The 23,845-nt window shown below is 65.3% G+C and carries 26 protein-coding genes and 1 tRNA gene; 12 read left to right on the top strand and 15 right to left on the bottom strand.

Translation table 11 applies throughout. The features are described from left to right. Positions 1-21 precede the first annotated feature (21 nt). From cysS to ASG92_RS17075, 5 genes are all read right to left on the bottom strand, one after another. A complete protein-coding gene (gene cysS / locus ASG92_RS17055; RefSeq protein WP_056630776.1) occupies positions 22-1,476 on the bottom strand; it encodes a cysteine--tRNA ligase in 1,455 nt (484 codons plus the stop codon). Between the two features lie 30 nt (positions 1,477-1,506). Continuing rightward, entirely contained in the window at positions 1,507-1,833 is a 327-nt protein-coding gene (locus ASG92_RS17060; RefSeq protein WP_056630779.1) for a hypothetical protein, read from the bottom strand. 54 nt (positions 1,834-1,887) lie between these two features. After that, positions 1,888-2,373 (bottom strand): 2-C-methyl-D-erythritol 2,4-cyclodiphosphate synthase, encoded by a 486-nt coding sequence (ispF, locus tag ASG92_RS17065; RefSeq protein WP_157372282.1) that lies wholly within the window; start codon positions 2,371-2,373, stop codon positions 1,888-1,890. 53 nt (positions 2,374-2,426) lie between these two features. Next, entirely contained in the window at positions 2,427-3,209 is a 783-nt protein-coding gene (gene ispD, locus ASG92_RS17070) for a 2-C-methyl-D-erythritol 4-phosphate cytidylyltransferase (RefSeq protein ID WP_056630784.1), read from the bottom strand. Between the two features lie 173 nt (positions 3,210-3,382). Beyond that, positions 3,383-3,865, bottom strand: coding sequence for a CarD family transcriptional regulator (locus ASG92_RS17075; protein WP_026266570.1), 483 nt, complete (start codon positions 3,863-3,865; stop codon positions 3,383-3,385). Positions 3,866-4,205: 340 nt separating this feature from the next. On the opposite strand from ASG92_RS17075, the gene ASG92_RS17080 reads away from it, so the two are divergent. After that, positions 4,206-4,763, top strand: coding sequence for a hypothetical protein (locus ASG92_RS17080; protein ID WP_056630787.1), 558 nt, complete (start codon positions 4,206-4,208; stop codon positions 4,761-4,763). A gap of 147 nt (positions 4,764-4,910) precedes the next feature. On the opposite strand, the gene ASG92_RS17085 is transcribed toward ASG92_RS17080, so the two are convergent. Both ASG92_RS17085 and ASG92_RS17090 read right to left on the bottom strand, forming a co-directional pair. Next, positions 4,911-5,591: a response regulator transcription factor gene (locus ASG92_RS17085; protein ID WP_056630790.1), complete on the bottom strand. Its 681-nt coding sequence runs from the start codon at positions 5,589-5,591 to the stop codon at positions 4,911-4,913. Continuing rightward, a complete protein-coding gene (locus ASG92_RS17090; RefSeq protein WP_056630792.1) occupies positions 5,588-6,877 on the bottom strand; it encodes an ATP-binding protein in 1,290 nt (429 codons plus the stop codon). Before ASG92_RS17090 ends, ASG92_RS17085 begins: the two co-directional genes overlap by 4 nt. Positions 6,878-7,080: 203 nt before the next feature. On the opposite strand from ASG92_RS17090, the gene phoU reads away from it, so the two are divergent. Continuing rightward, a complete protein-coding gene (phoU, locus tag ASG92_RS17095; RefSeq protein ID WP_056630795.1) occupies positions 7,081-7,743 on the top strand; it encodes a phosphate signaling complex protein PhoU in 663 nt (220 codons plus the stop codon). 112 nt (positions 7,744-7,855) lie between these two features. Here phoU and ASG92_RS17100 read toward each other — a convergent pair whose 3' ends face one another. Continuing rightward, positions 7,856-8,602 carry a phosphoglyceromutase gene (locus ASG92_RS17100; RefSeq protein ID WP_056630798.1) on the bottom strand — a complete coding sequence of 249 codons (747 nt, stop codon included), beginning with the start codon at positions 8,600-8,602 and terminating at the stop codon, positions 7,856-7,858. A gap of 122 nt (positions 8,603-8,724) precedes the next feature. Here ASG92_RS17100 and ASG92_RS17105 point away from each other — a divergent pair, with 122 nt between their 5' ends. After that, positions 8,725-9,549 carry a class I SAM-dependent methyltransferase gene (locus ASG92_RS17105; RefSeq protein WP_200952006.1) on the top strand — a complete coding sequence of 275 codons (825 nt, stop codon included), beginning with the start codon at positions 8,725-8,727 and terminating at the stop codon, positions 9,547-9,549. A 64-nt stretch (positions 9,550-9,613) separates the two neighbouring features. Here the strand turns inward: ASG92_RS17105 and ASG92_RS17110 are convergent, their stop codons facing one another. Both ASG92_RS17110 and ASG92_RS17115 read right to left on the bottom strand, forming a co-directional pair. Further along, positions 9,614-9,970 carry a DUF2516 family protein gene (locus ASG92_RS17110; protein ID WP_056630801.1) on the bottom strand — a complete coding sequence of 119 codons (357 nt, stop codon included), beginning with the start codon at positions 9,968-9,970 and terminating at the stop codon, positions 9,614-9,616. Between the two features lie 9 nt (positions 9,971-9,979). Then, positions 9,980-11,164 (bottom strand): aminotransferase class I/II-fold pyridoxal phosphate-dependent enzyme, encoded by a 1,185-nt coding sequence (locus ASG92_RS17115; RefSeq protein ID WP_056630803.1) that lies wholly within the window; start codon positions 11,162-11,164, stop codon positions 9,980-9,982. Positions 11,165-11,250: 86 nt separating this feature from the next. Between ASG92_RS17115 and tmk the strand changes: the two genes are divergently transcribed. The 3 genes from tmk (at position 11,251) to ASG92_RS17130 (ending at position 14,685) form a co-directional block, all read left to right on the top strand. Continuing rightward, positions 11,251-11,907 (top strand): dTMP kinase, encoded by a 657-nt coding sequence (tmk, locus tag ASG92_RS17120; protein ID WP_056630808.1) that lies wholly within the window; start codon positions 11,251-11,253, stop codon positions 11,905-11,907. Further along, positions 11,904-13,046 (top strand): DNA polymerase III subunit delta', encoded by a 1,143-nt coding sequence (locus ASG92_RS17125; RefSeq protein ID WP_056630810.1) that lies wholly within the window; start codon positions 11,904-11,906, stop codon positions 13,044-13,046. Before tmk ends, ASG92_RS17125 begins: the two co-directional genes overlap by 4 nt. A gap of 64 nt (positions 13,047-13,110) precedes the next feature. Further along, entirely contained in the window at positions 13,111-14,685 is a 1,575-nt protein-coding gene (locus ASG92_RS17130; RefSeq protein WP_056632118.1) for an alpha/beta hydrolase, read from the top strand. A 12-nt stretch (positions 14,686-14,697) separates the two neighbouring features. On the opposite strand, the gene ASG92_RS17135 is transcribed toward ASG92_RS17130, so the two are convergent. Continuing rightward, positions 14,698-15,357, bottom strand: a complete 660-nt coding sequence (locus tag ASG92_RS17135; protein ID WP_240987206.1) for an HAD family hydrolase — start codon at positions 15,355-15,357, stop codon at positions 14,698-14,700. A 364-nt stretch (positions 15,358-15,721) separates the two neighbouring features. Between ASG92_RS17135 and ASG92_RS17140 the strand changes: the two genes are divergently transcribed. Then, positions 15,722-15,794, top strand: a tRNA-Thr gene (locus ASG92_RS17140). Between the two features lie 479 nt (positions 15,795-16,273). Here the strand turns inward: ASG92_RS17140 and ASG92_RS29280 are convergent. The 3 genes from ASG92_RS29280 to ASG92_RS17155 form a co-directional block, all read right to left on the bottom strand. Continuing rightward, positions 16,274-16,597, bottom strand: a complete 324-nt coding sequence (locus tag ASG92_RS29280; protein ID WP_200952007.1) for a hypothetical protein — start codon at positions 16,595-16,597, stop codon at positions 16,274-16,276. A gap of 289 nt (positions 16,598-16,886) precedes the next feature. After that, entirely contained in the window at positions 16,887-17,648 is a 762-nt protein-coding gene (locus ASG92_RS17150; RefSeq protein ID WP_162256337.1) for a PKD domain-containing protein, read from the bottom strand. A gap of 108 nt (positions 17,649-17,756) precedes the next feature. Continuing rightward, complete coding sequence (locus tag ASG92_RS17155) at positions 17,757-17,936, bottom strand: hypothetical protein (RefSeq protein WP_056630818.1); 180 nt, start codon at positions 17,934-17,936, stop codon at positions 17,757-17,759. Positions 17,937-18,240: 304 nt separating this feature from the next. On the opposite strand from ASG92_RS17155, the gene ASG92_RS17160 reads away from it, so the two are divergent. The 4 genes from ASG92_RS17160 to ftsW all read left to right on the top strand — a co-directional run bounded on the left by ASG92_RS17160 (position 18,241) and on the right by ftsW (position 21,477). After that, a complete protein-coding gene (locus ASG92_RS17160) occupies positions 18,241-18,387 on the top strand; it encodes a hypothetical protein (RefSeq protein WP_162256336.1) in 147 nt (48 codons plus the stop codon). 9 nt (positions 18,388-18,396) lie between these two features. Then, on the top strand, positions 18,397-19,092 hold the full coding sequence (locus tag ASG92_RS29920) for a hypothetical protein (protein ID WP_056630824.1): 696 nt from the start codon (positions 18,397-18,399) through the stop codon (positions 19,090-19,092). Beyond that, on the top strand, positions 19,089-19,280 hold the full coding sequence (locus ASG92_RS17170; RefSeq protein ID WP_056630828.1) for a hypothetical protein: 192 nt from the start codon (positions 19,089-19,091) through the stop codon (positions 19,278-19,280). Before ASG92_RS29920 ends, ASG92_RS17170 begins: the two co-directional genes overlap by 4 nt. A 973-nt stretch (positions 19,281-20,253) precedes the next feature. After that, positions 20,254-21,477, top strand: a complete 1,224-nt coding sequence (gene ftsW / locus ASG92_RS17180; protein WP_056630833.1) for a putative lipid II flippase FtsW — start codon at positions 20,254-20,256, stop codon at positions 21,475-21,477. A gap of 64 nt (positions 21,478-21,541) precedes the next feature. On the opposite strand, the gene ASG92_RS17185 is transcribed toward ftsW, so the two are convergent. Next, positions 21,542-22,096, bottom strand: a complete 555-nt coding sequence (locus ASG92_RS17185; RefSeq protein ID WP_056630837.1) for a cysteine hydrolase family protein — start codon at positions 22,094-22,096, stop codon at positions 21,542-21,544. Positions 22,097-22,311: 215 nt separating this feature from the next. Here ASG92_RS17185 and ASG92_RS17190 point away from each other — a divergent pair, with 215 nt between their 5' ends. After that, positions 22,312-22,932, top strand: coding sequence for a PAS and ANTAR domain-containing protein (locus tag ASG92_RS17190; protein WP_056630838.1), 621 nt, complete (start codon positions 22,312-22,314; stop codon positions 22,930-22,932). The last annotated feature ends 913 nt before the right edge of the window (positions 22,933-23,845 follow it).

The following is a 23,845-nucleotide window of genomic DNA, read 5'->3' on the forward strand; positions in this document are numbered from 1 at the left end:
GGCGGGTCGCTGCCGAAGGATCTAGCCGCGCTGAAGGCTCCAGGTGGCGCCGTCCGCGCTGTCTTCAACCACGACGCCGGCGGCCGACAGGGTGTCCCTGATGGCGTCCGACGCGGCCCAGTCCTTCCGGGCTCGGGCGTCTGCGCGGGCGGCGAGTTGCGCCTCCACGAGTGTTCCGAGGGCCGCGGTGGCCTGATCGTCGACGGCGGGCTGCGCGGCGTCGCTGATTCCCAGGACCCGGAGCATGTCAGTCACGCCGGTCAGCGCCTGCCGTGCCGCCGCGAAGTCACCGGCGGTGAGCGCTGAATTCCCTGCGCGGACCGTGTCATGCAGGACTCCGAGGGCTTGCGGCACGTTGAGGTCGTCGTCCATGGCGGCGCCGAACGCGTCCGGTACAGTGCCGTGGCTGCCGAAGAACAGGGAACCGTCCGCTGACAGCGCCCGGACCGCCCGGGCGATGAAACCGTCGATGCGTTCAACGGCGGCCGTGGCCTCCTGTAGGGACGTCGGCTGATAGTCCAGGACCGAGCGGTACTGCGCTTGGCCGAGGTAGTAGCGGACCACACGGGGCGGGGCGAGTTCCAGCATTTCCGCCGGGCTGACGGTGTTGCCCACGGACTTGGACATTTTTTCGCCCTGGTACGTGACCATGCCGTTGTGCATCCAGAAGTTGGCAAATGCGTGGCCGGCAGCCTGCGACTGTGCCATCTCGTTCTCGTGGTGCGGGAAGCGCAGATCCAGGCCGCCGCCGTGGATGTCGAATTCGGTGCCGAGGTACTTGGTGACCATCGCTGAGCATTCAAGGTGCCAGCCCGGGCGCCCGGCGCCCCACGGCGAAACCCAGCTCGCCGTCGTCGGCTCGCCTTCCTTGTGGCCCTTCCAGAGCGCGAAGTCGCGCGGGTCCTTCTTGCCGCGGGGGTCAGCGTCGGTTGCCCCCTGCATGTCGTCGAGCTTCTGCCGCGTCAGCGAACCGTACTTGTTCCAGGAGCGCACGTCGAAGTAGACGTCACCCGAGCCGTCGAGGGCCGGGTAGGCGTGGCCGCGGTCGATCAGCTGCTGGACGAGGGCGAGCATCTCCGGGATGTGGCCGGTGGCGCGCGGCTCGTAGGTGGGGCGGGAGACGCCGAGGGTGTCGTAGGCCTTGAGGAATTCCTGCTCGTACCGGTAGGCCAGCGCCCACCATTCCTCTTCCGGGACGGCTCCGGGCTCCTGCTCGAATTCCGGGTGGAAGGACGCCTCGGACTTGGCCAGGATTTTGTCATCTATGTCGGTCACGTTGCGGACCACAGTGACCCGGAACCCGCGGTACTCGAGCCAGCGCGTGAGCTGGTCGAAGGCAATGGCGGAGCGGATGTGCCCCACATGCGGCATCCCCTGCACCGTCGCCCCGCAGTAGTACAGGCTCGCCTTGCCGGGTACGAGAGGAACGAAGTCGCGGACTTCGGCGGATGCGGTGTCGTAAAAGCGGAGGGTCACCGCTCCAGATTAGCCGATGGCATTGTCCGCTTACTTGCAGACCTCGCCGATCCTGTTGTTCTGTTCCTTAAGCTCGGCAAGCTGCTCTGCGCTCTTGTCCCCGAGCGAGGTGCCGGCCACCTTCTTCATGACGTCGGCCATCTTCTGGATCGGGTCGGCAAGCTCCGGAGCAACTTTGTCGGCAACTTCCTGGTAGTGCTTTGCGATCTGGTCCGCCTGCTGGACCTGGCTGCCGGTCGGCTTGAAGGTATCTCCCTGGAGGAACGTGCAGCTCTCTGCCACGCTCATCTTCGGGCTTCCGGCGCAGCCTGCAAGGAGCAGCCCTGCGATCACGACGGCGGGAAGCAGCTTTTTCACGACGGGTCTCCTGATATTGCGGTACTGGTGCTGCTTCCAGCCTAGGCGATTGCGCTACGGAGCCGGATACACCAGGGCGGTGGCCACGGCCGAAATGCCTTCGCCGCGGCCGGTGAATCCGAGCCCGTCGCTCGTGGTGGCGGTGACGCTCACGGGGGCGCCGGCGGCCTCGCTCAGGACGCGCTGCGACTCTTCCCGCCGGGGACCGAACTTGGGCCGGTTGGCCACGAACTGCACCGCGATGTTGCCGATCTCGAAGCCGGCGGCCCGGACGATCCGGGCGGCTTCCGCCAGCAGGGTGACACCCGAGGCGCCCGCGAGTTCCGGGCGGTCAGTGCCGAAGTGGGTGCCGAGGTCCCCGATGCCGCAGGCGGAAAACAAAGCGTCAGCGGCAGCGTGGGCAACGGCGTCGCCGTCAGAATGGCCGGCCAGCCCGCGCTCCCCTGCCCAGAACAGGCCGCCCAGCCAGAGCGGCTGCGGTGCACTTTCCGGAGCAAAGGCATGGACATCAATGCCGATTCCGGTGCGGGGCAGGATCATTTTCACCTCAGTTGGAGTGACCGCCGCAGCGGGTTTCTCTGCGCTCATGGCCCTTAGCCTTCGACCCAGCGGGCGCCGAGGGGACCCTCGAGGAGGCCTTCCGCGATGATCAGGTCTAGCGGCGTGGTGATTTTCAGGGACTGGCTGGCGCCTCGGACGGCATGGACCGGCACGCCGAGGAGCTCCACCAGCATGGCGTCGTCGGTCACGGCGGCGGCCTGGCGTTCGTCGAACTGGAGTGCGGCCTGGTGCGCCTGCCTGAGGGTCTCAAAGCTGAAGCCTTGGGGCGTCTGGACGGCCCGCAGCTCCTCCCGGGGTGCCGTTCCGGTCACGAGCTCAGGCGCAATGTCCAGGTCGCGGCCCCGGGTGGCGGCGACCGTCTTGACGGTGTCCACGACGGGAATGACCGGGATGACGGCCGAAGCTCCGGCGGCCAGGGCCTGGGCCACCCGGTGGAAGACTGCCTCGGGCGTCAGGGCGCGGGCCGCGTCGTGGACGAGCACCGCTTCGGTTCCGTCCTCGAGGGCAGCCAATGCTGACCGGACGGAATCCGCCCTGGTGGCTCCGCCGTCGACCGTGGTCAGGACCGGGCCACCGTCAACGAGCTCCACCCGGAAGTCCTCGCACAGCTGCCGCAGCTGGTCATCGCCGGCTGGCAGCGCGACGCAAACCTGGCTCGCGACGCCGGAGGCCACAATGCCACGGAGCGCATGCAGGAGGATGGGTTCGCCGCCGAGCGGAACAGCCGCTTTGGGCATGCCGTAGCCGAGCCGCTGCCCGGATCCGGCCGCCACCAGGATCACGGCGGTGACGGGGCGAGTGGGTGCACTGTTCATGCGGTCTAGCCTACGTCGCCGCCACCCGGGCCCGCCCAATTTCGCGCAGGCCGGCCCAACTGGGTCGCAGCACACGCCGCTTTGAGCGCCCATAACGGCGTCAGCTGCTACCCAGTTGGGGCAATTTGGGCAAAAAGAAACCCCGGTGGCTCTCTGCCACCGGGGTTCAATTCTTAGGAAGCCAAGACCTCGTCGAGAACGCTTGCCGCCTTCTCCTCGTCGGTCTTTTCAGCCAAAGCCAATTCTGAGATCAGAATCTGCCGGGCCTTGGCCAGCATTCGCTTCTCGCCTGCGGAAAGGCCCCGGTCGTGATCCCGGCGCCACAGGTCGCGAACGACCTCTGCTACCTTGATGACGTCACCGGAAGCAAGCTTCTCCAGATTTGCCTTGTAACGACGTGACCAGTTGGTGGGCTCCTCAGTGAACTCGGCACGGAGAACGTCAAATACGTGCTCCAAGCCTTCTTTGCCCACTACGTCGCGAACCCCAACAAGGTCAACGTTCTCTGCTGGAACTTCAATGGTCAGATCACCCTGAGCCACCTTGAGCTTGAGATACATCTTCTCTTCGCCCTTGACAGTGCGCATCTTGATTTCTTCAATTTTCGCTGCACCGTGGTGAGGGTAAACTACTGTCTCGCCGACCTCAAAAACCATGTGGACTTTCCCCTTTCCCGCAGACCAGTTTATCACGATTAAGGCATATGACTGGCACGGATCGGGGTCAGGAACCGCGTAAATCCGCGGAAAATGGGCCGAATCGACCGCCCAAACCCCTTGACGAACGCGGATAATAGTGTATTCGCGACCCGCCGACAAGCGTTACGCGCGGGTAGCCAGAGCCTCCCGGGGCGGCCCCACCAGGGGCCGAAGCCAGCTGCCGAAGCGGCACGTATGTGTACTGGCCGAATCCTTGTTTGGGTCTGTTTGCCGATAGGCTATGCGTGAAAACTGTTTCAAGACTTTTCAAGGAGTGCGTGACGTGCGTTTCACTGCGATGAACCGGGGCCAGCGCGGCAAGTTGGCAATGGCGGCTGCCGCCCTGAGCGTCGGCCTGCTGGCCCTGACAGGCTGCGGCTACGTCAACGCCCAGCAGACCTCTCACCAGTACGCCGCCTCCGACGGCATCCGCGCCGACGTCGGCCCGCTGCAGCTGCGCAACATGCTCATCGTGTCCACGGGCGAAAACGGACCCGGCCGCGTGATCGGAGCCGTCTACAACTCGTCCTCCAAGGACGTCAAGCTGACGCTCAAGGGCGCGGAGGGTTCCCAGACCGAGGTTTCGGTGAAGAAGAACTCCTACACGCTGCTGAACGACTCAACGGATGCGGCCACCCTGAGCACGACGGGCGGCAAGCCCGGGTCCCTCGTGGACGTCCAGGTCACCGAAGACGGAACGAACGTCAACAAGACCGTCAAGATGCCCGTCGTTGACGGAACGCTGAAGGAATACGAGAAGTACGTTCCCGCCGGCAGCACGCCCACCGGAACTCCGACGCCGAGCGAGACCGCAACGCCGGGCGAAAGCACCGCGGCACCCGCCGAAGGCCACTGACGCCGGCTGACGGACTGCAGCACAGCTGGATATCAGAGAAGGAGGGGCTCCCGGCCGGGAGCCCCTCCTTCTCTGATATCCGGACCGCGGTGTTGGTACCCGGACCGGGTTGCGCGCCCTCTCCAACGTAGTGCCCGCGGCTTGAGGCTAGGGTTCGAACTTGTAGCCCAGCCCGCGGACGGTGACCAGGTACCGCGGCAGGGACGGATCGGGCTCAATCTTGCTGCGGAGCCGCTTGACGTGCACATCCAGGGTCTTGGTGTCGCCCACGTAGTCGGACCCCCACACGCGGTCTATCAGCTGGCCCCGGGTCAGCACCCTGCCCGAATTCCGCAGGAGCATCTCCAGCAGTTCAAATTCCTTCAGCGGCAGGGACACCTGCTCGCCGTCGACGCTCACGACGTGGCGTTCGATGTCCATCCGCACCGGTCCGGCGTGGACCGTGGAGGAAACGAGTTCTTCCGGCTCCCCCTGGCGCCGGAGCACCGCACGGACCCGGGCCACGAGCTCCCGGGAGGAGTAGGGCTTGGTGACGTAGTCGTCGGCACCCAGTTCGAGCCCCACCACCTTGTCGATTTCCGAGTCCTTGGCCGTCAGCATGATCACCGGGACGCTGGATCGCTGCCGAAGCTGCCGGCAGACTTCCGTGCCGGACAGTCCCGGCAGCTGCAGGTCCAGGAGCACGAGGTCAGCCCCGTTGCGGTCGAATTCCGTGATGGCGTCCAGGCCGTTGTCCACAACCTCGACCTCGAACCCCTCCTTGCCTAGCAGATAGGACAGAGGATCGCTGAACGATTCCTCATCCTCAACAATAAGAATCCTGCTCAAGCGTTAGCTCCTCGTTCGTGGACGCCGGCGGCGTCGCGTGGTTCCTTGGCGTTTTGGGCTTGGCTGCCCTCTGGCGGCCTGGCGTGGCCGGACACTTTGGCGCCGCGTGCCTCCCCCGCGGCGGTGCGCGTCCGGGGCGGACGGGCCTCGGACGCGGAGTCGCTGTCCTGCCCCTCCAACTCCGGCAGGCGGAGTGTGAACGTGGATCCCTGCCCGGGCTGTGACCACAGGGTGACTTCGCCGCCGTGGTTGGAAATGACATGCTTAACGATGCTCAGCCCCAGCCCGGTTCCGCCGGTGTGCCGTGACCGCGCCGCGTCCACGCGGTAGAAGCGTTCGAACACCCGCTCCTGGTCCTCGGGCGAAAGGCCCTCGCCCTGATCGGTGACCGAAACCGAGATCAGGCCTTCCTTGGAGCGCACCCCGATGCCCACCCGCGTGTTCTCCGGGGAGTATCGGATGGCGTTGTCGATCAGGTTTCGCAGGGCCGTGACAAGGAGGTCCTGATCGCCGTAGACCTTGGCCTCAACGCGGCTGCCGATGACGATCTGGATGTTCTTGCTCTCGGCCGGGAGCTGTGCACGGTCCACGGCTTCGGAGATGACGTCGTTGATGTCCACGGCATGACCCCGCTGCGCCACGTTCGCGCCCTGCAAGCGGGACAGTTCAATGATGTCCTGCACGAGTGCCGCCAGCCGGGCGGACTCCTTGTGCATGCGCTTGGCGAAACGGCGGACAGCTTCTTCGTCGTCCGCGGAGGATTCGAGTGCCTCCGCAAGGAGCGAAATGGCCCCCACGGGCGTCTTCAGCTCATGGGAGACGTTGGCCACGAAGTCGTTGCGGATCTCCTCCGTGCGCGTGATCTCGGTCCGGTCATCGGCCAGCAGGAGGATGTATTCTTCGCCCAGCATGGCTGCCCGCACCTGCACGATGATGGTTCCCTGGCCGAGCGGCCCCCGCGGGAGCTCGAGCTGCTTCTCCAGGATGACGCCGTCGCGGCGCACGTTGGCCGTCATGTCCAGTAGCTCGCGGTGCACAACCGTGTGGCCGCGCACCAGGCCGTAGGCATAGGCGGCAGGGCTGGCGCGGACTACGCCGTCGATGGCGTCCACCACAACAAACGCCTGCCCGACGACGGCTAGCACCTCAGCGGATCCCGGCGGCAGGGCGGGCTCGTCGTATTCGACGTCCACGAGTTTCCGCTGCTGCTCGCTGACCCTGAATGCGAGCACGCCAAAGACGCCGAACGACAGGCCGAGCAGGCCGGCGATGACACCTATGAGCATTGGATCCACGGCTCCAGCTTATGCTTCTGTGAGGCCCGAATAGCCGATCTGCGGCCAAGACGGTGCGGATTCAGCTAACGTTCATCTAGAGGTGCGTAACAGTTCACCGGACACTGGAATAGTGGCCAGTTGGACTGCCGGAACGGTGACACGAAATTCTGACCGCCGCGGCGGGGCGGAGTTTCCAAGGAAAGGACGCCTACGTGCGTAAGGTTTTTCAGGAGGAGCTCGCCCAGGTGGGCGAAGACCTCATCGAAATTTCAAAGCTGGTCAGCGAAGCGATCGCGAAAGCAACGAATTCCTTCGAGGTGGCCGACGTCGATCTGGCGCAGGATGTCATCGCGGCCGACGCCCGCATCGACTTCCTGCAGAACAGCCTCGACGAGCGCGCCATCGACATCCTTGCCCTCCAGGGCCCGGTCGCCAGCGACCTGCGCATGATCGTGGGATCGCTGCGGATGAGCGCATCGCTTGAGCGCATGGGCGACCTTGCCCGCCACATCGCCCAACTGGCGCGTCTCCGTTTCCCCTCCACCGTCATCCCGGCGTCGCTCACGGAAACGTTCAAGAGCTTCGCCGAGCAGGACATCCAGATTGCCAACAAGCTCACGGAGCTGCTCGAGACCCGTGACCTGGAAGTTGCCCGCGACATCATGAAGGCCAACTCCACGGTGAACGACCTCCACCTCAGCGTCTTCAAGGCGATCGCCCGCAGCGACTGGCAGGAGTCACCCGCCACCACCGTGGATGTGGCCCTCGCCAGCCGCTACTTCGAGCGCTTTGCAGACCACGGCGTCTCCGTTGCCCAGAAGGTCACGTACCTTGTGACCGGCGCCTGGCACCCGAACAGCATCGAGCACGGCTAAGGGCCCTCGCCCTCTTAAAGAGAGAGGCCCTCTTAAAGCAGCGAACGACGGCGGCCGGTCACCTCAGGTGACCAGCCGCCGTCGTCGTCTGCTGGCGAAGAACCGCGAAGCTTTACTTTTTGCCCTGGTTGGCCACGGCCTGGATGGCCTCCGCAGCGGCCTCGGGATCGAGGTAGGTGCCGCCCGGGTTGATGGGCTGGAAGTCCTCGTCCAGGTCGTACACGAGCGGGATGCCTGTGGGGATGTTCAGGCTGGCAATGGCGTCGTCGCTGATTCCGTCAAGGTGCTTGACCAGGGCGCGCAGCGAGTTGCCGTGGGCCGTGACCAGGACGGTCTTCCCGGCCTTGAGGTCTTCCTTGATGTCCGATTCCCAGTACGGCATGAGTCGGATCAGGACGTCCTTGAGGCATTCGGTGCGGGGCACGGCGTCGCCGATGTCGGCGTAACGCGGGTCGCCCACCTGGGAGAACTCGGAATCGTCGGCCAGGGGCGGCGGCGGGGTGTCGTAGGACCGGCGCCACAGCATGAACTGCTCCTCGCCGAATTCGGCGAGGGTCTGCGCCTTGTCCTTGCCCTGCAGTGCGCCGTAGTGGCGTTCGTTCAGGCGCCAGTCGCGCTTGACGGGGATCCAGCCGCGGTCGGCCTTGTCCAGGGAGATGTTGGCCGTGTTGATGGCCCGCTTCAGGACCGATGTGTAGAGGATGTCCGGGAGCACGTTGTGCTCAACCAGAAGCTCGCCGCCGCGGATTGCCTCCTGGCGGCCCTGGTCGTTCAGGTCAACGTCCACCCAGCCGGTGAAGAGGTTTTTGGCGTTCCAGTCGCTGTGGCCGTGGCGCAGCAGAATCAGCTTGTAAGTCATGATTTTCATCCTAGCCGAGCGGAACCCGCCAGCGCCGAGCGTTACATTCCGCCACCCCGTTGCCGCCCCTGCGCGGACGTGGAACGACAGGGAGACGGCCCCGAGTTGGGTAGGCTGGGGCGGTGGTGCAGAAAGCAGAGCGGGTGGCGGCGAACCGGAACAACCGGGGAAGACCCGTCGGCAACGTAACCCGCGGCACCACGAATCCCAACCGAATGCGCCGGCTGGACCGCTGGCTGGCCGGGCCGCAGGCCTGGCGGCTCCGGGCAGCGGGCAACCCGCTGGTCATCGATCTGGGCTACGGCGCTTCCCCGGCCACCGCCGTCGAGCTCTTTGATCGGCTCGGTGCCGTCCGGGCGGATGTGCGCGTCTGCGGAATCGAGATCGAGCCGGAGCGCGTGCGCGCGGCGAAGGCCCTCGAGCGTCCCGGGCTGAGCTTCCTGACCGGCGGCTTCGAGCTGCCCGTGCAGGGGCGGCCCGTCCTGGTCCGCGCGTTCAACGTGCTGCGGCAGTACGAGGAAGCGGACGTCCGCGGCATCTGGCAGCTGGTGCAGGGCCGGTTGGCGCCGGGCGGGATATTCATCGACGGCACATGCGACGAGATCGGCCGCCGGGTCACGTGGATTGCGCTTGATGCCGGGGGCCCGCTGAGCCTGAGCATGTCCGTGCGGTTCGGCAGTTTCGAACTGCCGTCCGACATCGCCGAACGCCTGCCCAAGGCGCTCATCCATCGGAATGTTCCCGGCGAACGGGTGCACGGGCTGTTGCAGGCCATGGACCGGGCGTGGCTGGAATCGGCGCCGTTGGCGTCGTTCGGAAACCGGCAGCGGTGGACCGCCATGTGCCGGGCACTGCTCGACGGCGGATGGCCGGTCCACGACGGGCCGGCGCGGTGGCGCCTCGGGGAACTTACGGTCGGCTGGGAAGCCGTGGCGCCGGACCAATAGGTGGCTGGGCCCACGCCGGCAGGGTTCCCTGAGCGAGCTTGCGAGCTTAGGGTGCCGGTGGGGATTACCAGGGGCCGTACGGGCCCATGTTGCGGCTGCCGCCGCGGCCGGCGTCCTTCACTGCGGGGCGGACGTCCGCCAGGTACACGGAGGCCGCCACCACCGCCGCCAGGCCAAACAGGCCGAGGGGACCGATCAGGCCGCCTCCCCCGCCTCCCAGCACGGACAGCGCGCCGACAGCCAGGCTGCCGCCGGTCAGTGCCAGCCAGAACGTCTTGGTCCGCTTGCCTACAGCCTCAAAAGCGTTGGCCCTGTGGCGGACGCAGTCGAAGAAGGCCCACACTTCAAGGGCCAGCGCCACCAGCCCCAGGATGTAGTAAACCGTGTTCTCCACATAAAAGATCAGTACTCTTGCGTCCACCAACCCAGCCTAACTGTCCAAACCGTCCAAAGCCTGCTGCAAATCGGCCCAAAGGTCCTCGACGTTTTCGATTCCGACGCTCAACCGGACCAGGTTCTCCGGAACGCTGACCGGTTCAGCCGTGTGCCGGCGTCGTCGTTCAATCAGTGATTCCACGCCGCCGAGCGAGGTGGCGGGCAGCCACAGCTGCAGGGCGCGGACCAGCTTGTCCGCGGCGTCGGCGCCGCTAAGGCCTCCTGCCGGGGCAATCTGGATGCAAAGGATGGAGCCGAAGCCCGTCATCTGCGACTTGGCGCGGTCGTGACCCGGGTCCGAGATCAGGCCCGGATACCGGATGCTTTCGACGGCCGGATGCGCGCTCAGCCTCTCGGCGAGCACCGCGGCGGAGGCCTGCGAACGCTCGATCCGCAGCGCGAGCGTCCGCAGCCCGCGCAGGGCCAGCCAGGCTTCGAACGGGCCGGCGATGCCGCCGTGGATGATGCGGTGGTGAAGCAGGGTCGCCCGCAGTTCGGCGTTCGAGGTCACCAGGGCGCCCAGCACGACGTCGGAGTGGCCGGCCAGGTATTTGGTGACCGAGTGAAGGACGACGTCGGAGCCCAGCTTGAGCGGCTGCTGCACCAGCGGCGTGGAAAAGGTGTTGTCCGTGACGACGACCGCGCCGGCGTCGTGGGCCGCCTGGGTGAGCGCCCTGATGTCGGCGATTCCGAGCATGGGGTTCGTGGGGCTCTCCAGCCACAGCATGTCAGCGGGCTTTCCGTCCGCGGGGGCAATCTGCGCCCGGACGGCGTCGGTGTCCGCGATATCCACGGTGCGGAGCTCGAGCAAGCCCTTCTCGGACAGTTCAGCGGCCATCACCAGCGAACCGGCGTAGCTGTGGGACGGCATCACCAGCACGCCGCCGGCGGGAACGAGTGAAAGCGCGGAACTGACCGCTGCGAGTCCGGATGCGTAGAGAAGGCCCGGCAGCGAGGCGCCTTCGAGCTGGCCTAGGGCCTCCTCGAACGGGTCCCAGGTGGGGTTCGCGTAGCGGCCGTAGCCGCGGTCGCCGTCGTCAAGGGCGCCGGTGCCGAAGTAGGTGGAGGACAGCACGATCGGTGGGTTGACGGGCGCATCATGCTCGCGGGGAGGACGGCCGGCGGCCACAACCACCGTTTCCGCCGAAAGGGACGCGGCATGCTGTTCGGAAAGACTCATGGTCAAAGCGTACGTTGGCCGCCTGCCCGGCGAAAAAGCGGTTACGGCGGGCCTTTCCTGTCGGTGATTGTCGGTAGGCTGGACCAGTGAATACGCAGAGTCCCGGACTTTTCATCGCCTTCGAAGGCGGTGACGGCGCCGGCAAGTCAACGCAGGCCGCCCGGCTGGCCGGATCACTTGAATTGCTTGGCCTGACCGTGCTGCGGACCAGGGAACCGGGCGGAACGCCGATCGGGGAAAAGCTGCGTTCCCTGGTGCTGGACCACGGCCACGGCCACATCGATGCCCACACGGAAGCCCTGATGTTCGCCGCCTCCCGCGCCGCCCATGCGAGCCAGGTCATCAGGCCGGCCCTGGAACGCGGCGAAGTGGTGCTGACGGACCGCTACATCGACTCCTCCGTGGCTTACCAGGGCGCAGGCCGGGACCTCGGCACGGACGCCGTGCGGAGCATCAACGAGTGGGCCACCTCCGGGCTGCACCCGGACCTCACGGTGCTGCTGGACGTCCACCCGGCAGAGGGCCGCAGCCGCCGCACGGCCGGCGAAACCGCGGAGGACCGCCTGGAATCGGAAGCGGACGAGTTCCATGCCCGGATCCGGCAGGCCTTCCTGGATCTCGCCGCCGCCCGGCCGGACAGCTACCTTGTGCTCGAGGCGCGGCTGCCCGTCGATGAGCTTGCGGCCACCATCCTGGACCGCGTCGAGCAACTCCTGGCATCCGCCGGCAGGAGGCTGGGATGACGGTCTGGGATGACCTGCAGGGCCAGCCCGCCGTCGTCGCCCAACTGCGGCAGGCCGCCATGGGTGACGGACCTACCCACGCATGGCTGTTCACGGGGCCGCCCGGCTCGGGCCGTTCGAATGCCGCGAAGGCCTTCGCCGCGGCCCTGAACTGCGACCAGGACGACGTCTCCCTCCGCGGCTGCGGCCAGTGCCCGGCGTGCCTGACCATCCTCGGCGAGACCCACGCCGACGTCGCGTTCGTGCGCACCGAGAAGGTGACCATCACCATCGAGGAGGCACGCGAACTGGTTTCCACCGCGGGCAACCGGCCGTCGTCGGGGCGGTGGCGGATCATCGTGGTGGAAGACGCCGACCGCATGGCCGAGCGCACCACCAACGTGCTGCTGAAGGCCATCGAGGAGCCCACGCCGCGCACCATCTGGATGCTGTGTGCCCCCTCCCCTGCCGACGTCCTGGTGACCATCCGGTCGCGGTGCCGGGCAGTGGCGCTGCGGCTCCCGCCCGCCGCGGACGTTGCGGCCCTCCTGGTCAAGCGCGACGGCGTGGATCCCGCGCTGGCCGAACGCGCGGCCCGCGCCGCACAGAGCCACGTGGGCATCGCCCGCCGCCTGGCCCGCGACGCCGAAGCCCGGGAACGGCGGCTTGAAACAGTCCGGTTCCCGCTCGGCCTCCGGGGTATTACGGCCGCCGTGATGATGGCTGATAAACTGGTGAAGATCGCCACCGAGGAGGCCAACAGCTCCAATGAGGAGCGTGACGCCGCTGAGAAAGCCGCCCTGCTTGCGACACTGGGCGCCCCCGAGACCGGAACCCTGCCGCCAGCCATGCGCAGCCAGGTGAAGCAGCTTGAGGACGATCAGAAGCGGCGTGCAAAGCGCTCCGTGACGGACTCCCTGGACCGGACGCTGACGGATCTTCTGTCGTTCTACCGGGATGTTCTGATCATCCAGCTGGGGAACGCCGTGGATTTGGTGAACGTTGAGCTGAGAAGCGAGCTGGAGGAATTTGCAGGCAGGTCGAGCCCCGAGGTGACCCTTGCAAGGATGGACGCCATCAACAAGGCCCGCAAACGCCTCACCACCACGAACGTCGCTCCGCTGCTGACCATCGAGTCAATGGCCGCCAGCCTGATCTAGCCCCACCACCGTCCGCCCTGCCCCCATGATGCCTGACGCCGTTGCCCACAAGGAGAACCGCATGATGTCTGCACCGCCCCTGTCCGCGCGATCCCGATCCCTTGCGACCGGGCTGCGGGCCGTCGGCGCCATGGCCCTGGTCATGCTGCTGGCATCGTGCAGTTTGCTGGGGCAGTCCAAGGACGGCTCGTCGCAGGGCAACTCCACCGGCCAGGCGGACCCGTCCATCGCGGCGGCGGCCCCGGACGGACTGAAGGACTTCTACTCCCAGAAGGTGGTCTGGGAGCCCTGCGAGGACAAGCTCCAGTGCGCCAAGATCAAGGTCCCGCTCGACTACGCCAAGCCCGGCGGCAAGACGATCGAAATCACCGCCCTGAAAATGTCCAGCAAGGGGGGCAAGAAGCAGGGCAGCCTGCTCGTCAACCCTGGCGGCCCGGGCGCTTCCGGCTACGACTTTGTCCGGGATGCCGGCGCGAGCCACTTCTCCGAGAAGGTGCGCTCCAACTACGACCTCGTCGGCTTCGATCCCCGCGGCGTCAAGCGTTCGGCTCCGGTCACCTGCCTGACCGATAAGGAACGCGACGAGGCCCGTGCCAAGATCTACACGCCGGAAACCGACGCCGGGCTAGCAACCCTCCTCGCCGACAACAAGGCTGTGGCGGCCAAGTGTGCCGCGGGCACCGGGCCGGTGCTGGGGCACATCGACACCGTCAGCTCGGCCAAGGACCTGGACGTCCTGCGCGCCGTGCTCAACGACTCCAAGTTGAACTACATCGGATTCTCCTACGGGACCTTCCTCGGCTCCACCTACGCTTCGCTGTTCCCCGACAACGTGGGACGCATGGTCCTCGACGGCGCCCTGGACCCCTCGCTCAGCGCCGAGGAGCTCACCAGCGGCCAGGCGAAGGCCTTCGACAAGACGCTCCACGCCTACGTCGCCCACTGCCTGGGGGAGAACGGCTGCCCCCTGAGCGGCACCGTTGAGGACGGGATCCAGCAGATCCGCGACGTCATCGAGTCCGTGATACAGACTCCCCGCACTGCCAAGGACGGCCGGGTTGTGGGCGGCAACACCTTCGTCAGCGGCCTCATTATTCCGCTGTACGGCAATGAAAGCTGGCCGGCCCTGACCCAGGCGCTGGACGCGGCCATGAAGGGTGACGTGAGCCCCATGCTTCGGCTGGCCGATCTCGGCGCGGACCGCGGCCCCAACGGCAAATACACGTCAAACACCGCCTATGCCTTCAGCGCGATCAACTGCCTGGATTACCCCACCACCAGCGATCCGGTGGCCATGCGGGCCGAAGAGCAGCAGCTGCGCGGGGTCTCCCCCACGTTGGGCTACTTCTTCGCCTACGGCGGAGCGAACTGCGCGGATTGGCCGTACAAGAACACCCGCACGCCTGCCGCCGTCGATTACACCGGCGCCGCGCCGATCGTCGTGGTGGGCACGACAGGCGACCCCGCCACTCCGGTGGAGTGGGCCAGCTCCCTGCGCAAGCAGCTCGGCAATGCCTCGCTGCTGACCTGGAAGGGCGAGGGCCACACCGCGTACGGCCGGTCCAACAGCTGCATCGGCGACGCCGTGGACAAGTACCTCGTGGACGGCAAGGAACCGGCGGACAACACCGTCTGCTGACGCGGCCTCCGGTCAGAGGCCGGCTGCGCGGCCCTCGAGCAGCGCCGGAAATTCCTTGATGGAAGGAACGACGGCGGTGGCTCCGGCTCCGCGCAATGTCGCCTCCGAGTGCGCCCCGGTGAGGACACCTGCCGCTACGGTGGCTCCTGCACGCAGGCCGGTATGGATGTCCGCGCTGGTGTCCCCCACCACGGCCACCTTCCGGACGTCGTCGATGTCGAGGGCAAGGACGGCAGTCAGGACCATGTCCGGGAAGGGCCGGCCGCGGCCCGCATCAGCCGGGCACAGGCTCAGGTCGGCAAGACCCATCCAGCCGAGGGACTCCAGCACCATGTTCTGCGTGTGCCGCCCAAAGCCGGTGGCCAGGCAGACCTTGATGCCGGCATCACGCAGCCAGCCGATGGATTCCTCGGCCCCGGGAACAGGGCGGATTCCGCCGGCGGCTATCAGCTCGTCGCAATTCAGCTCAAACATCCTGTTGGCGCTGACTGCAGTCTTCGGATCATTGAACAATTCGCTGAAGACGGTCATCCGGGAGATTCCGGAATGGTCGCGGGCGTAGCCCAGCATGCGCCCAAATTCCGGGGAGCCCTCCGGGACTCCCTGTTCCACCAGCGTGCGGGACATCGCCCGTTCCATCAGGCCGCCGTCGAACACTGTTGTTCCGACCATGGCAAGCACCGCCAGCCGGACGTCCTGCCCTTCAGGCACGGCAGCCCGGCCATGGGACCGTTCGCTGCCCGGGGTCGCTCCTGACACTCCCCCGTTGAAGGCCGTCACGCTGTTCATGGCTGTTGCGCTGTCTAACGTCATGGTCAAGCTCCTTTGCCGGCGTGGCCCAATGCTGCGCCACCGTGTATCTGCCAGCATCGCCGCTCTTGTTGGTGGCCGCCTAAACCCGATCCGACGGCCGAATGAACATCCTGCCAACGTCAATCTCGGGCTGGAACCGGCGTCATTTTGACCCGGACGCAGGGACTCTATTACAGTTGACTCTTGCATGAACCGGCCGGGTTTTCCGGTTGTTTGGTGCGGTGCTTCCTTAGCTCAGTCGGTAGAGCGTTTCACTCGTAATGAAAAGGTCATCAGTTCGATTCTGATAGGAAGCTCGAAACGAACCCCGTATCCCCGCTGATCCAGCGGGGATACGGGGTTTTTTGCTGACTGTTGAAAATCGCGCGTGCAAGTGCAGGGCACACTTTGGTCCTACACGGCCAGTTCTGGAGCGACGGCACACTCATTTCGAGTGCGCCAAAATCGGGCACACCGTTTGAACATCTGCTCGCATCCGAAAAACCTGGACGCCCGGCTGGGCCGTCGCTCTGAGCCCCGGGTTCTCAGTCTGGCAGCGGAAAACGATGAGAGACACCGGTCACCGAGGGCAGCCTTGCGAGGGCTACCTTTGAAGCTGCCCGGAGGTGAGCCAAGTGGCTGCATTCTCGCACAGTCTCTGCTGGGCGGAGGCCCTTACTGTCAGACCTGTCTTTATCCTGCTCATATGACTGCCCATGGAATCGATTTCGGGCGCGGGTCCTTCCGCATCCGAACGGCTACCGGCTCGCTTTACCTTCTGGACCTGTCGGCCGGATCACTCACACGCTTTGTTGCTGCAGTGGAGCCAGCAGTGGACCACCGGACAGATGATCCTGATGTGCCGACTTTGCGAACCACGAGTCGTGTAGTAGCGATAACCACTCTGGGCGAGGATGAGGAAGGCGAACAGCAATAGCGACAACCGCGGAAGAGTTTTACCTCCACTACAGCACGGCTCGAGCCCGTGCGCCTCCAGGAGGTAGAACACCGGCTTCCAATAGTCCGAGGTCGCTTCCATGACCACCCGCTCGATGCGCAGGTCGACCAGATGGTTGGCCAGCTCCGTCAACGAACGGGTCATCGTCGAATGCGTGGACACTTCCTGCAACCGCTTACTTCGGTTCCCCGCGGCCGGGACCCGGACACAACACACGAGTTCGGCTTTGCCCAAAGCACCCGCTCCGGTTGCATCAGCGGCCACCCGTGGGGATCACCGGGGAAATCGGAAATCTAGTCCTCGTTCTCAGCAAAAGAAACAGTGAAGGGCCCACAGCGTGATCCCCGCCCGGCTACTTAACGGCCTCAACGAACCATAGAAGCGCGGCGTCGGCAGGCGACCACAGGCACATTTTCAGCCCGGAACGTGCGTCCGACAAGGGACACAATGGCTACTTAGCTGCCGGCAGTGTCGTTCCGGCGCGCAAGCCAACAGCGAGATCCGCAGTCATCCCGAAAACCTCCACGAGCACGTCCTCTTTCCGTTCGATGTCGGTGACTGTGATGGAGCGTGCTGCCTTTTCGATCCGGCCGATCGGATAGCCATTAATCGCGATGGCCCAGGAGTCTGCAGCCGGGTCATCGGATTCCCAGGTCACCTTGCTTTGGCTCACCCCGTTCACTGTGGAGAGGGCCTCGGCCTGGACGTTCTTGGGTGGAGCCAGCTGCTGGTGTGCCGGCGTCGTGCTGATGTGAACCGGGGTTCTCAGGACGTGGGTACTGCCGATCGGGTTCGAGACCCGCAGGATCATCTCACCCTCGAATTCGTTCGCATAGGTGTGCTTGAGGACCGGCTCGGCGGTGGTCGCATCGTAGGTGCCGTCGCCGTCGAAGTCCCACTCGTATTTACTGATCGCACCGACGGACTCGGATGCATCGAAGGTCATCTCCATGCCTGGTGCTGCGAAGAAGCCGTTGATTGGGAATCTGGCTTCAACGCCGTTGTTCTTGCCTAAGGGGATGGTGGTGACCTTCAGCGGAGAGTCGCTGGCCTGCCCGGACGGCGCGGGATTGGGCTGGCTGGATGTGCCCGACGGGGAAGGAACCTCTGTTGCTGTTGGGCCGGACAGAATGCCCGATTCCTGGGCACAGCCCGTGGTCAGCACGAGTGCCAATCCTGCGGTCGCGAGTCCCGCCGCACGGCTTCTTTTCATGATCTCCCCCATCGATCTTTGCTGTCACGGAACAGCATGCGCAGATAATCTGCGGCCCGGCTATAGGCAGTCGCAACGGGAGTGCCGCAGGGAGTCCATCCTGGCGGGCTAAGCGCCCAACGTGTGACGGATTTCTGCCCGCACGAGACGCTCGGCGTCGTGGCCGAGGTCCAGGGTGAGGATGGCCTTGAGGGCGCGGGCCATGTCAGGCGCCGCGGCGACGAATTCCGCCAGCTCCTTGTCACCGCCCAGGTCCAGGTTTGCGAGATCAGACGGTGTCCATCTCATCTCTGATGTGTGCGGCTAGGCGGCTCCGCGTTTCCGTATGCGGATGTCTTCACGATCTGTTCACGTGCCGTTCGCAACGCGGGCCTGTCGAGCGAACTGTGGTCCGCCGCACACATCTCTGGCATGAAAGCTTCTTCCTGGACCGTTGCACCGGCGCGTCTGGTCCTTGCGTCCCTGGACCGAGGCCGGTCAAGAATGAGAACCCCCCGGCTTCCCGACGACGGTCGTGGTTGCCCGCGCTTATGCCCGCGAAATCAAGGCCGATCGTGCCAAGCGCCTCCCGTGGTGGAGGATCGGCGAGAAGATGTCCATCTTACGGATCGAAGCGATCCGCCTGGCGCACAGCCTGGACGAAGTGCTCGACGAGATAAGGGAGTCGAAGACGCCGAAGCAGAACGACAGCGCCGTGCAGGACACTCAAACGACGGGAACCGACCCTGCCGCGGCCTAGGCTAGTCCCGTGAATCCGAGTCCATTCCCGAGCCCGCTTGACGTCGTCTTCCACTCCGGGCCGGCCGACTGGTGGGTGATCCTTGCCGGCCTGGGACCCCTAGCCGTCCTGATCGCGGCCCTGCTCGCCTTTTACATCAACTGGCGAACCCTGAAGCAGCGAACCGCGGCCGATACGACAGCTCTGGAGCAGAAGCGTGAGGCTGACGTCCAGGCCCTGAAGCAGAAGACCGAAGCAGACAGCAGGGCGGAATGGTGGCGGCGGGCACAGTGGGCGCTGGACCGGGCCCTGGATGAAGACGAGGGCACTAAGGCCCTGGGGCTTGCGACCTTGGACGTCCTGGCTCGCAGCGAACTGGCACGCAAGGAGGAGCTCGAGCTGTTCGACATTGCCTGGAAGAGCGTCGCCGGTCCGGATCATAACGGCGAATCGGATGAAGATGTCGACGAAGCGCAAGCTTCCCAGCAGTTGCACTTTGTGCCTGGTTCTTGGCGCCGCCCCGGTTCGTTTGTATCTCTTCGAAGCGCTTACTTGCAGAGTCTCTGGACGCCACGATCCGAGGAAGGCTCCTCGACGCATCTCTTTTCATGGCTCCCGGGCCTCTCGGGAGGCCGTTGGTCCTCTCCTACGTCCGTGGACTCCGATGACAACATCGGCGACAATGGAACGACGGACGAGGACAAGACCAAGGAGGATGGGCTATGAGCGCAAGCACCTCTGAACACAAGTACGTCCACACTCCCCGGAGCGCCTCCCCCGCGACGTCCAAGAAGGACCCGCAGGCTGAGCACCGCGTACAGGTGGCCGCCGCAAGGCTGCGCGTAACCCTTGATGAGCGCCTCGGGCGCGAGACCCCGGCCAAGACCAAGGCCCTGGCCAAGGAACCCATCTAGACCCTCCTACGTCGGCAGGGCCCAGCGTCTCCACTGTGTCAAAGTACGGTGCCGCCGCCGGGGTCCAGGCGTTGCGCCGAACATCAAGGGTCTTGAACGCCTGCTCTTTCTTGTGCCAATACGTGACTGGCTCCTCGGTCAGCTGGACGGATGAACGTACCATGGCGCACTGCCTGGTCCAGATCCTCCCACCTCACGCCAATTCCGGCGAGCATCGTTTTGCGCTCCCGCACTGATACACCCGTCAGCGTTCGGTGCTTGAAGTGCGTGTCTATGAGATTCCGCTACTGGGTCTGGACAAATCGCTGTTCACAATGAACACATCAGGCCAGAACTCCATCCTGTATCCAGTTCCGGCCTCCTTGTCTTACATGCCATGGGTCGCTTTTTCACAGTCCGGCGTAGTTAGGCCCGCCACGCCGAGCTTGCCAAGGGCAGGCAGGATGTGGTGACGAAGATTGCTCTCATAGGACTCCCAGCTCTGCATCCGTAGCCCTGCGGTCGGAGTTGTGCCGGTCTGGGTGATGCTATCGATTTTTAGTGGGGCTGGTTTGCGGGTCTCTAGCCACGTGATCTGCTGTGTTGTCCATGGGCTGCTCTATGCGGCTCGGAAGCTGGCAGGCGTCACTTTGGCGACGGCACACTCTGGGGCACACTTTGGGAAGTGACGAGCGTGAACGTCCGGGAACTTCACATCGATAGAAAATGCCTAAAAAACGGGGGTTCGAGTAGCACCAGGAACCCGCGGGATGACCCGGGAGCCACTCACTCGTAATGAAAGGTCATCAGTTCGATTCTGATGAGAAGCTCGAGAAAAACCCCGTGTTTTCGCTGATCCAGCGGGAACGCGGGGTTTTCTGGTTTCCTGAGCGGCGGGCTGCCCGCTGGGGCGATATGGTTTCCCAGTGGGTCTTCCCTTCCCGGATCGGCCCGGCGCAAGGCTGGCCCGAGGGAAGGGAACAGTGATGAGTAAGTGAGCGCCAAGTATCCGTCGACGCGTGTGACCGAGAGCAGGGACGTGTTCGCCCGCGTGGGCCGCTGGCTCGGGGATGAATCGGGAGGCCGCACCAGGCCCATCATCCTGGCCGTCGTGCTGACATTGGCAGCGATCGGGCTGGTGCTGGTCGCCTCAGCATCGTCCGTCGAGTCCGTCGCCAACGGGCTGAACCCCTACGACCTGCCCCTGAAGCAAGGCATGTGGACAGTGGGCGGCGTGCTCATCATGTTCGGCCTGGCACGCCTCCGGTCCCGGCATATCCGGAAACTCGCCTGGCCCCTGTTGCTGGCCGCCATTGTGGCCCTCGGCCTGGTGTTCACGCCCCTGGGCATGACCGTGAACGGCAACCGGAACTGGCTGAGCTTCGGCGGGTTGACCGTCCAGCCGTCCGAGTTCGCGAAACTGGCGCTCATTGTCTGGGCGGCGGCCGTCCTCTCCCGCAAACAGGCATTCCTCCGCGAGTGGAAGCACGCCGTCGTGCCGGTGGTCCTCCCCGCCGGCGCGCTGGTGGTCGGACTCGTCGCGCTCGGCCGCGACCTTGGCACGGCCATGATCATCATGATGATCCTCGCCGCTGCCATGTTCTACGGGGGCGTACGGATGAAGGTCTTCGGCGTCGCCGGCGCCTTCTGCACGGTGGCGGTACTCGTCCTGGCGGCCACCAGCGGCAACCGGGTCGGCCGTATTTCGTCCTGGCTCGGCATGGGCTCGGCGGACGACGCCCAGGGCGTGGGCTACCAGGCGCTGAACGGCCAGTACGCGCTGGCCTCAGGCGGATGGTTCGGGGTAGGCCTCGGCCAGAGCCGGCAAAAGTGGAACTGGATTCCTGAAGCACACAACGACTTCATCTTCACGATCCTCGGCGAGGAACTCGGGTTGGCCGGCACCCTCCTGGTCCTCGGGCTGTTTACGGTGCTCGCCATCGCCGTTTTCAAGGTCATCGCCCGGACCCAGGACACGTTCGCCCGCATAGTCTCCTCCAGCGTAATTACGTGGATCATCGGCCAGGCCATCGTGAATATCGCCATGGTCAGCGGGCTGCTGCCGGTCATCGGCGTGCCGTTGCCGTTCATCTCGTACGGCGGGTCCGCCATGGTCTCTTCACTCGCAGGGATCGGCATGATCCTCGGCGTTACCCGCGCAGAAGCGGCAGCCGTCCCCCGCACCCGGCCGAAGAAACCTGGGTTGGTTGCCCTGTAACAACGGCGGCGCAGGCCCCGAAGTGGCGGCGCCGGGCGGGGCTGGCATGCCGACCTCTCACGGCTCAGGCGGTGAACGTTACGTCTTTAGCGTCCGTGACCTGTGCGGTGCGGCCGGGAGCCGTGTGGTACTTCCAGTAAAGGTTCGTGTGCGCAATGACCTTGTCCGGCGTCGGGGCGCCCCACGCGCTCTGATCCTCCGTCGTGTGTGCATCGCCGACGAGCGTGACGTCGTAGCCGCGAACAATGGCCCCATGGATCGTGGAACGGATGCATTCATCCGTTTGAGCGCCAGTGACCACCAGGCGCCCGACTCCGGCCCTGGCCAAGACGTCCTCCAGATCGGTGTCTTCGAAGGAGTCCGCAAACGTCTTGTGCACCAACGGTTCCGGCTCTTGGCGTGCCAGCTCCGGGACGTACTTCCAGGCGTCGCTTCCCTTCTCCAGTTGCTCGTCTGAGTGCTGGACCCAGACGATCGGGGCGCCCGCTTCGCGTGCCTTGTCGACGAGCATGCCGATGTTTGCGATGACCGAGTCACGCTGGTGAACATCGGCCACGACGCCCATCTGGACGTCGATGACCATCAGGGCGGTGTTGGGTCGATCTGGCAGCGTGGTCATGACGATCTCCTCTGCTGGTCGGGCGGGTCCTGCCACCCGACCATGATAAGCCGGTGAGACGACGACGGCTCCTGTCCAGTCAGTGCTTTTGCCGGGTGACATTCCTGGTAGGGCGCCGCATGTGGGGGTATCGCCCCCGCCAACGGCTTAGGGCCTCCGGCTTTCCCTAGGGTGGTCCCGCAACACTCGGGTATCTGGACGAAACGGGCACCCTCATGCAGCACAATCTGAAGACCTACTCGTTTCCGCTCGGCGCGGGAGAGCAATGCCCCTCGGGAACGTTCCACCTGGACCTGGCATCGGGCCGCTGCGACTGGTCCGACGGCGTGTTCGCCATCCACGGCTACGCGCGCGGGGAAGTCGTCCCCACCGCGGAACTGGTCATGGCCCACAAGCATCCGGAGGACCGTGAACCCATCCTCCAACTGATCAATGAAATCCGTTCGACCGGAGGGCAGGGGGCTCTCTTTCACCGCATCATCGACAGCAGAGGGCAAGAGCATCGCGTGCTGACCCTGGCACAGGCCGGCGAAGGCCAGGGACCGGTTACAGCGATCTACGGCTTGGTGATGGACTTTACCCGGACAGTGGCGGCGGAAGCCGGACGGGAAGCCGCAGCGGCAGTGGCCGGGGCCTACGCCAACAAGGCAACCATCGAGCAGGCCAAGGGAATCCTCATGGGCCGCCTGGACGTCCAGGCCAACGAGGCCTTCACCATCCTCGCCGTCCGAAGCCAGCACACCAACACGAAACTTGCCGCCGTCGCGGCTGAACTTGTCGATGCCGCGGGTCAGGGGAAGCTCCGGGCGGCACTGCAACGTTGGGGGCAGTCATAGGTTCGCCTCCACCCGGCCGCTGGCCGGAGGCCGGTCGCACTCAGCGAGCGTCTCGTCGCCGGCGCGCCGGCTCGTAGTCGGCTTGACCCCGCGCTGGCGGCGGGCCGCTCGGGGCGATGAGTAGCTCACCGAGGCGGGCTGCTTCAGCATGCGAAAGCCACACGGAGAACGGATGGTCGTCATCCATCCTCTCGATCGTCAACGTAACACCATTGCCGCGCCCGCCAACAAGGTAGTCCGCCAGGGCCGGCGCCAGGTCCGGTCCCATGAGAATGCTCCCGTCGCGCCCCGTGCAATCCCAGCGTTCGCCTGCGTCCAGCGCACGCTTGTGCTCTCCGCACACCAGTGCTGTGACCCTGCAGTCGGCCGACACGAAACGGTCGGCCGAGGGATTAGGGCATCGAAGTACCTGGCATCCAGCCATCGCTGATCCTTCCTGGCCGTATAGCTGTCCGAGCCGCGTCCCTGCGGGAGCGCGCCCGTCCCTGCAACTCCAGGCGTCGATAGACGGCTACCTTCCCCCCGGAAGTCTTCACTCTCGCTTCTGCGCCTTGGGAAAATCCCGGAGCCATGATGCCCGTTGTGCTCCGGACACCCTAATCAAGGGGGCCAGCACTCTAACCCAGCGTCTGGCACACGCGGCTAATCACACTCGGTCGATCAAGGGGCAGGGCCACGTGGCACGACGAAGTCCGGGAAGAAATCCGCGAACCGGAGCCCTGAAAAGACAGCACGGAAGGGCAACCGTATGCACAACGCGGCCAAAACCGTGGGGACCCCTGCGCCGCCCTAGAGGGCGGCTGCCTCGTCGCCGTCCCGCTGCCGCCAGTCTTTCAGTTGGAAATGACCGACCCTAGGGTGCACCACTCAGGCGCATTTCCCTTGTCCCGCGGGGCCGGTTGTACCGCGGGAA

Origin of the sequence: Arthrobacter sp. Soil736 (assembly GCF_001428005.1) — a bacterium.
In the GTDB taxonomy this organism is placed as follows: domain Bacteria; phylum Actinomycetota; class Actinomycetes; order Actinomycetales; family Micrococcaceae; genus Arthrobacter.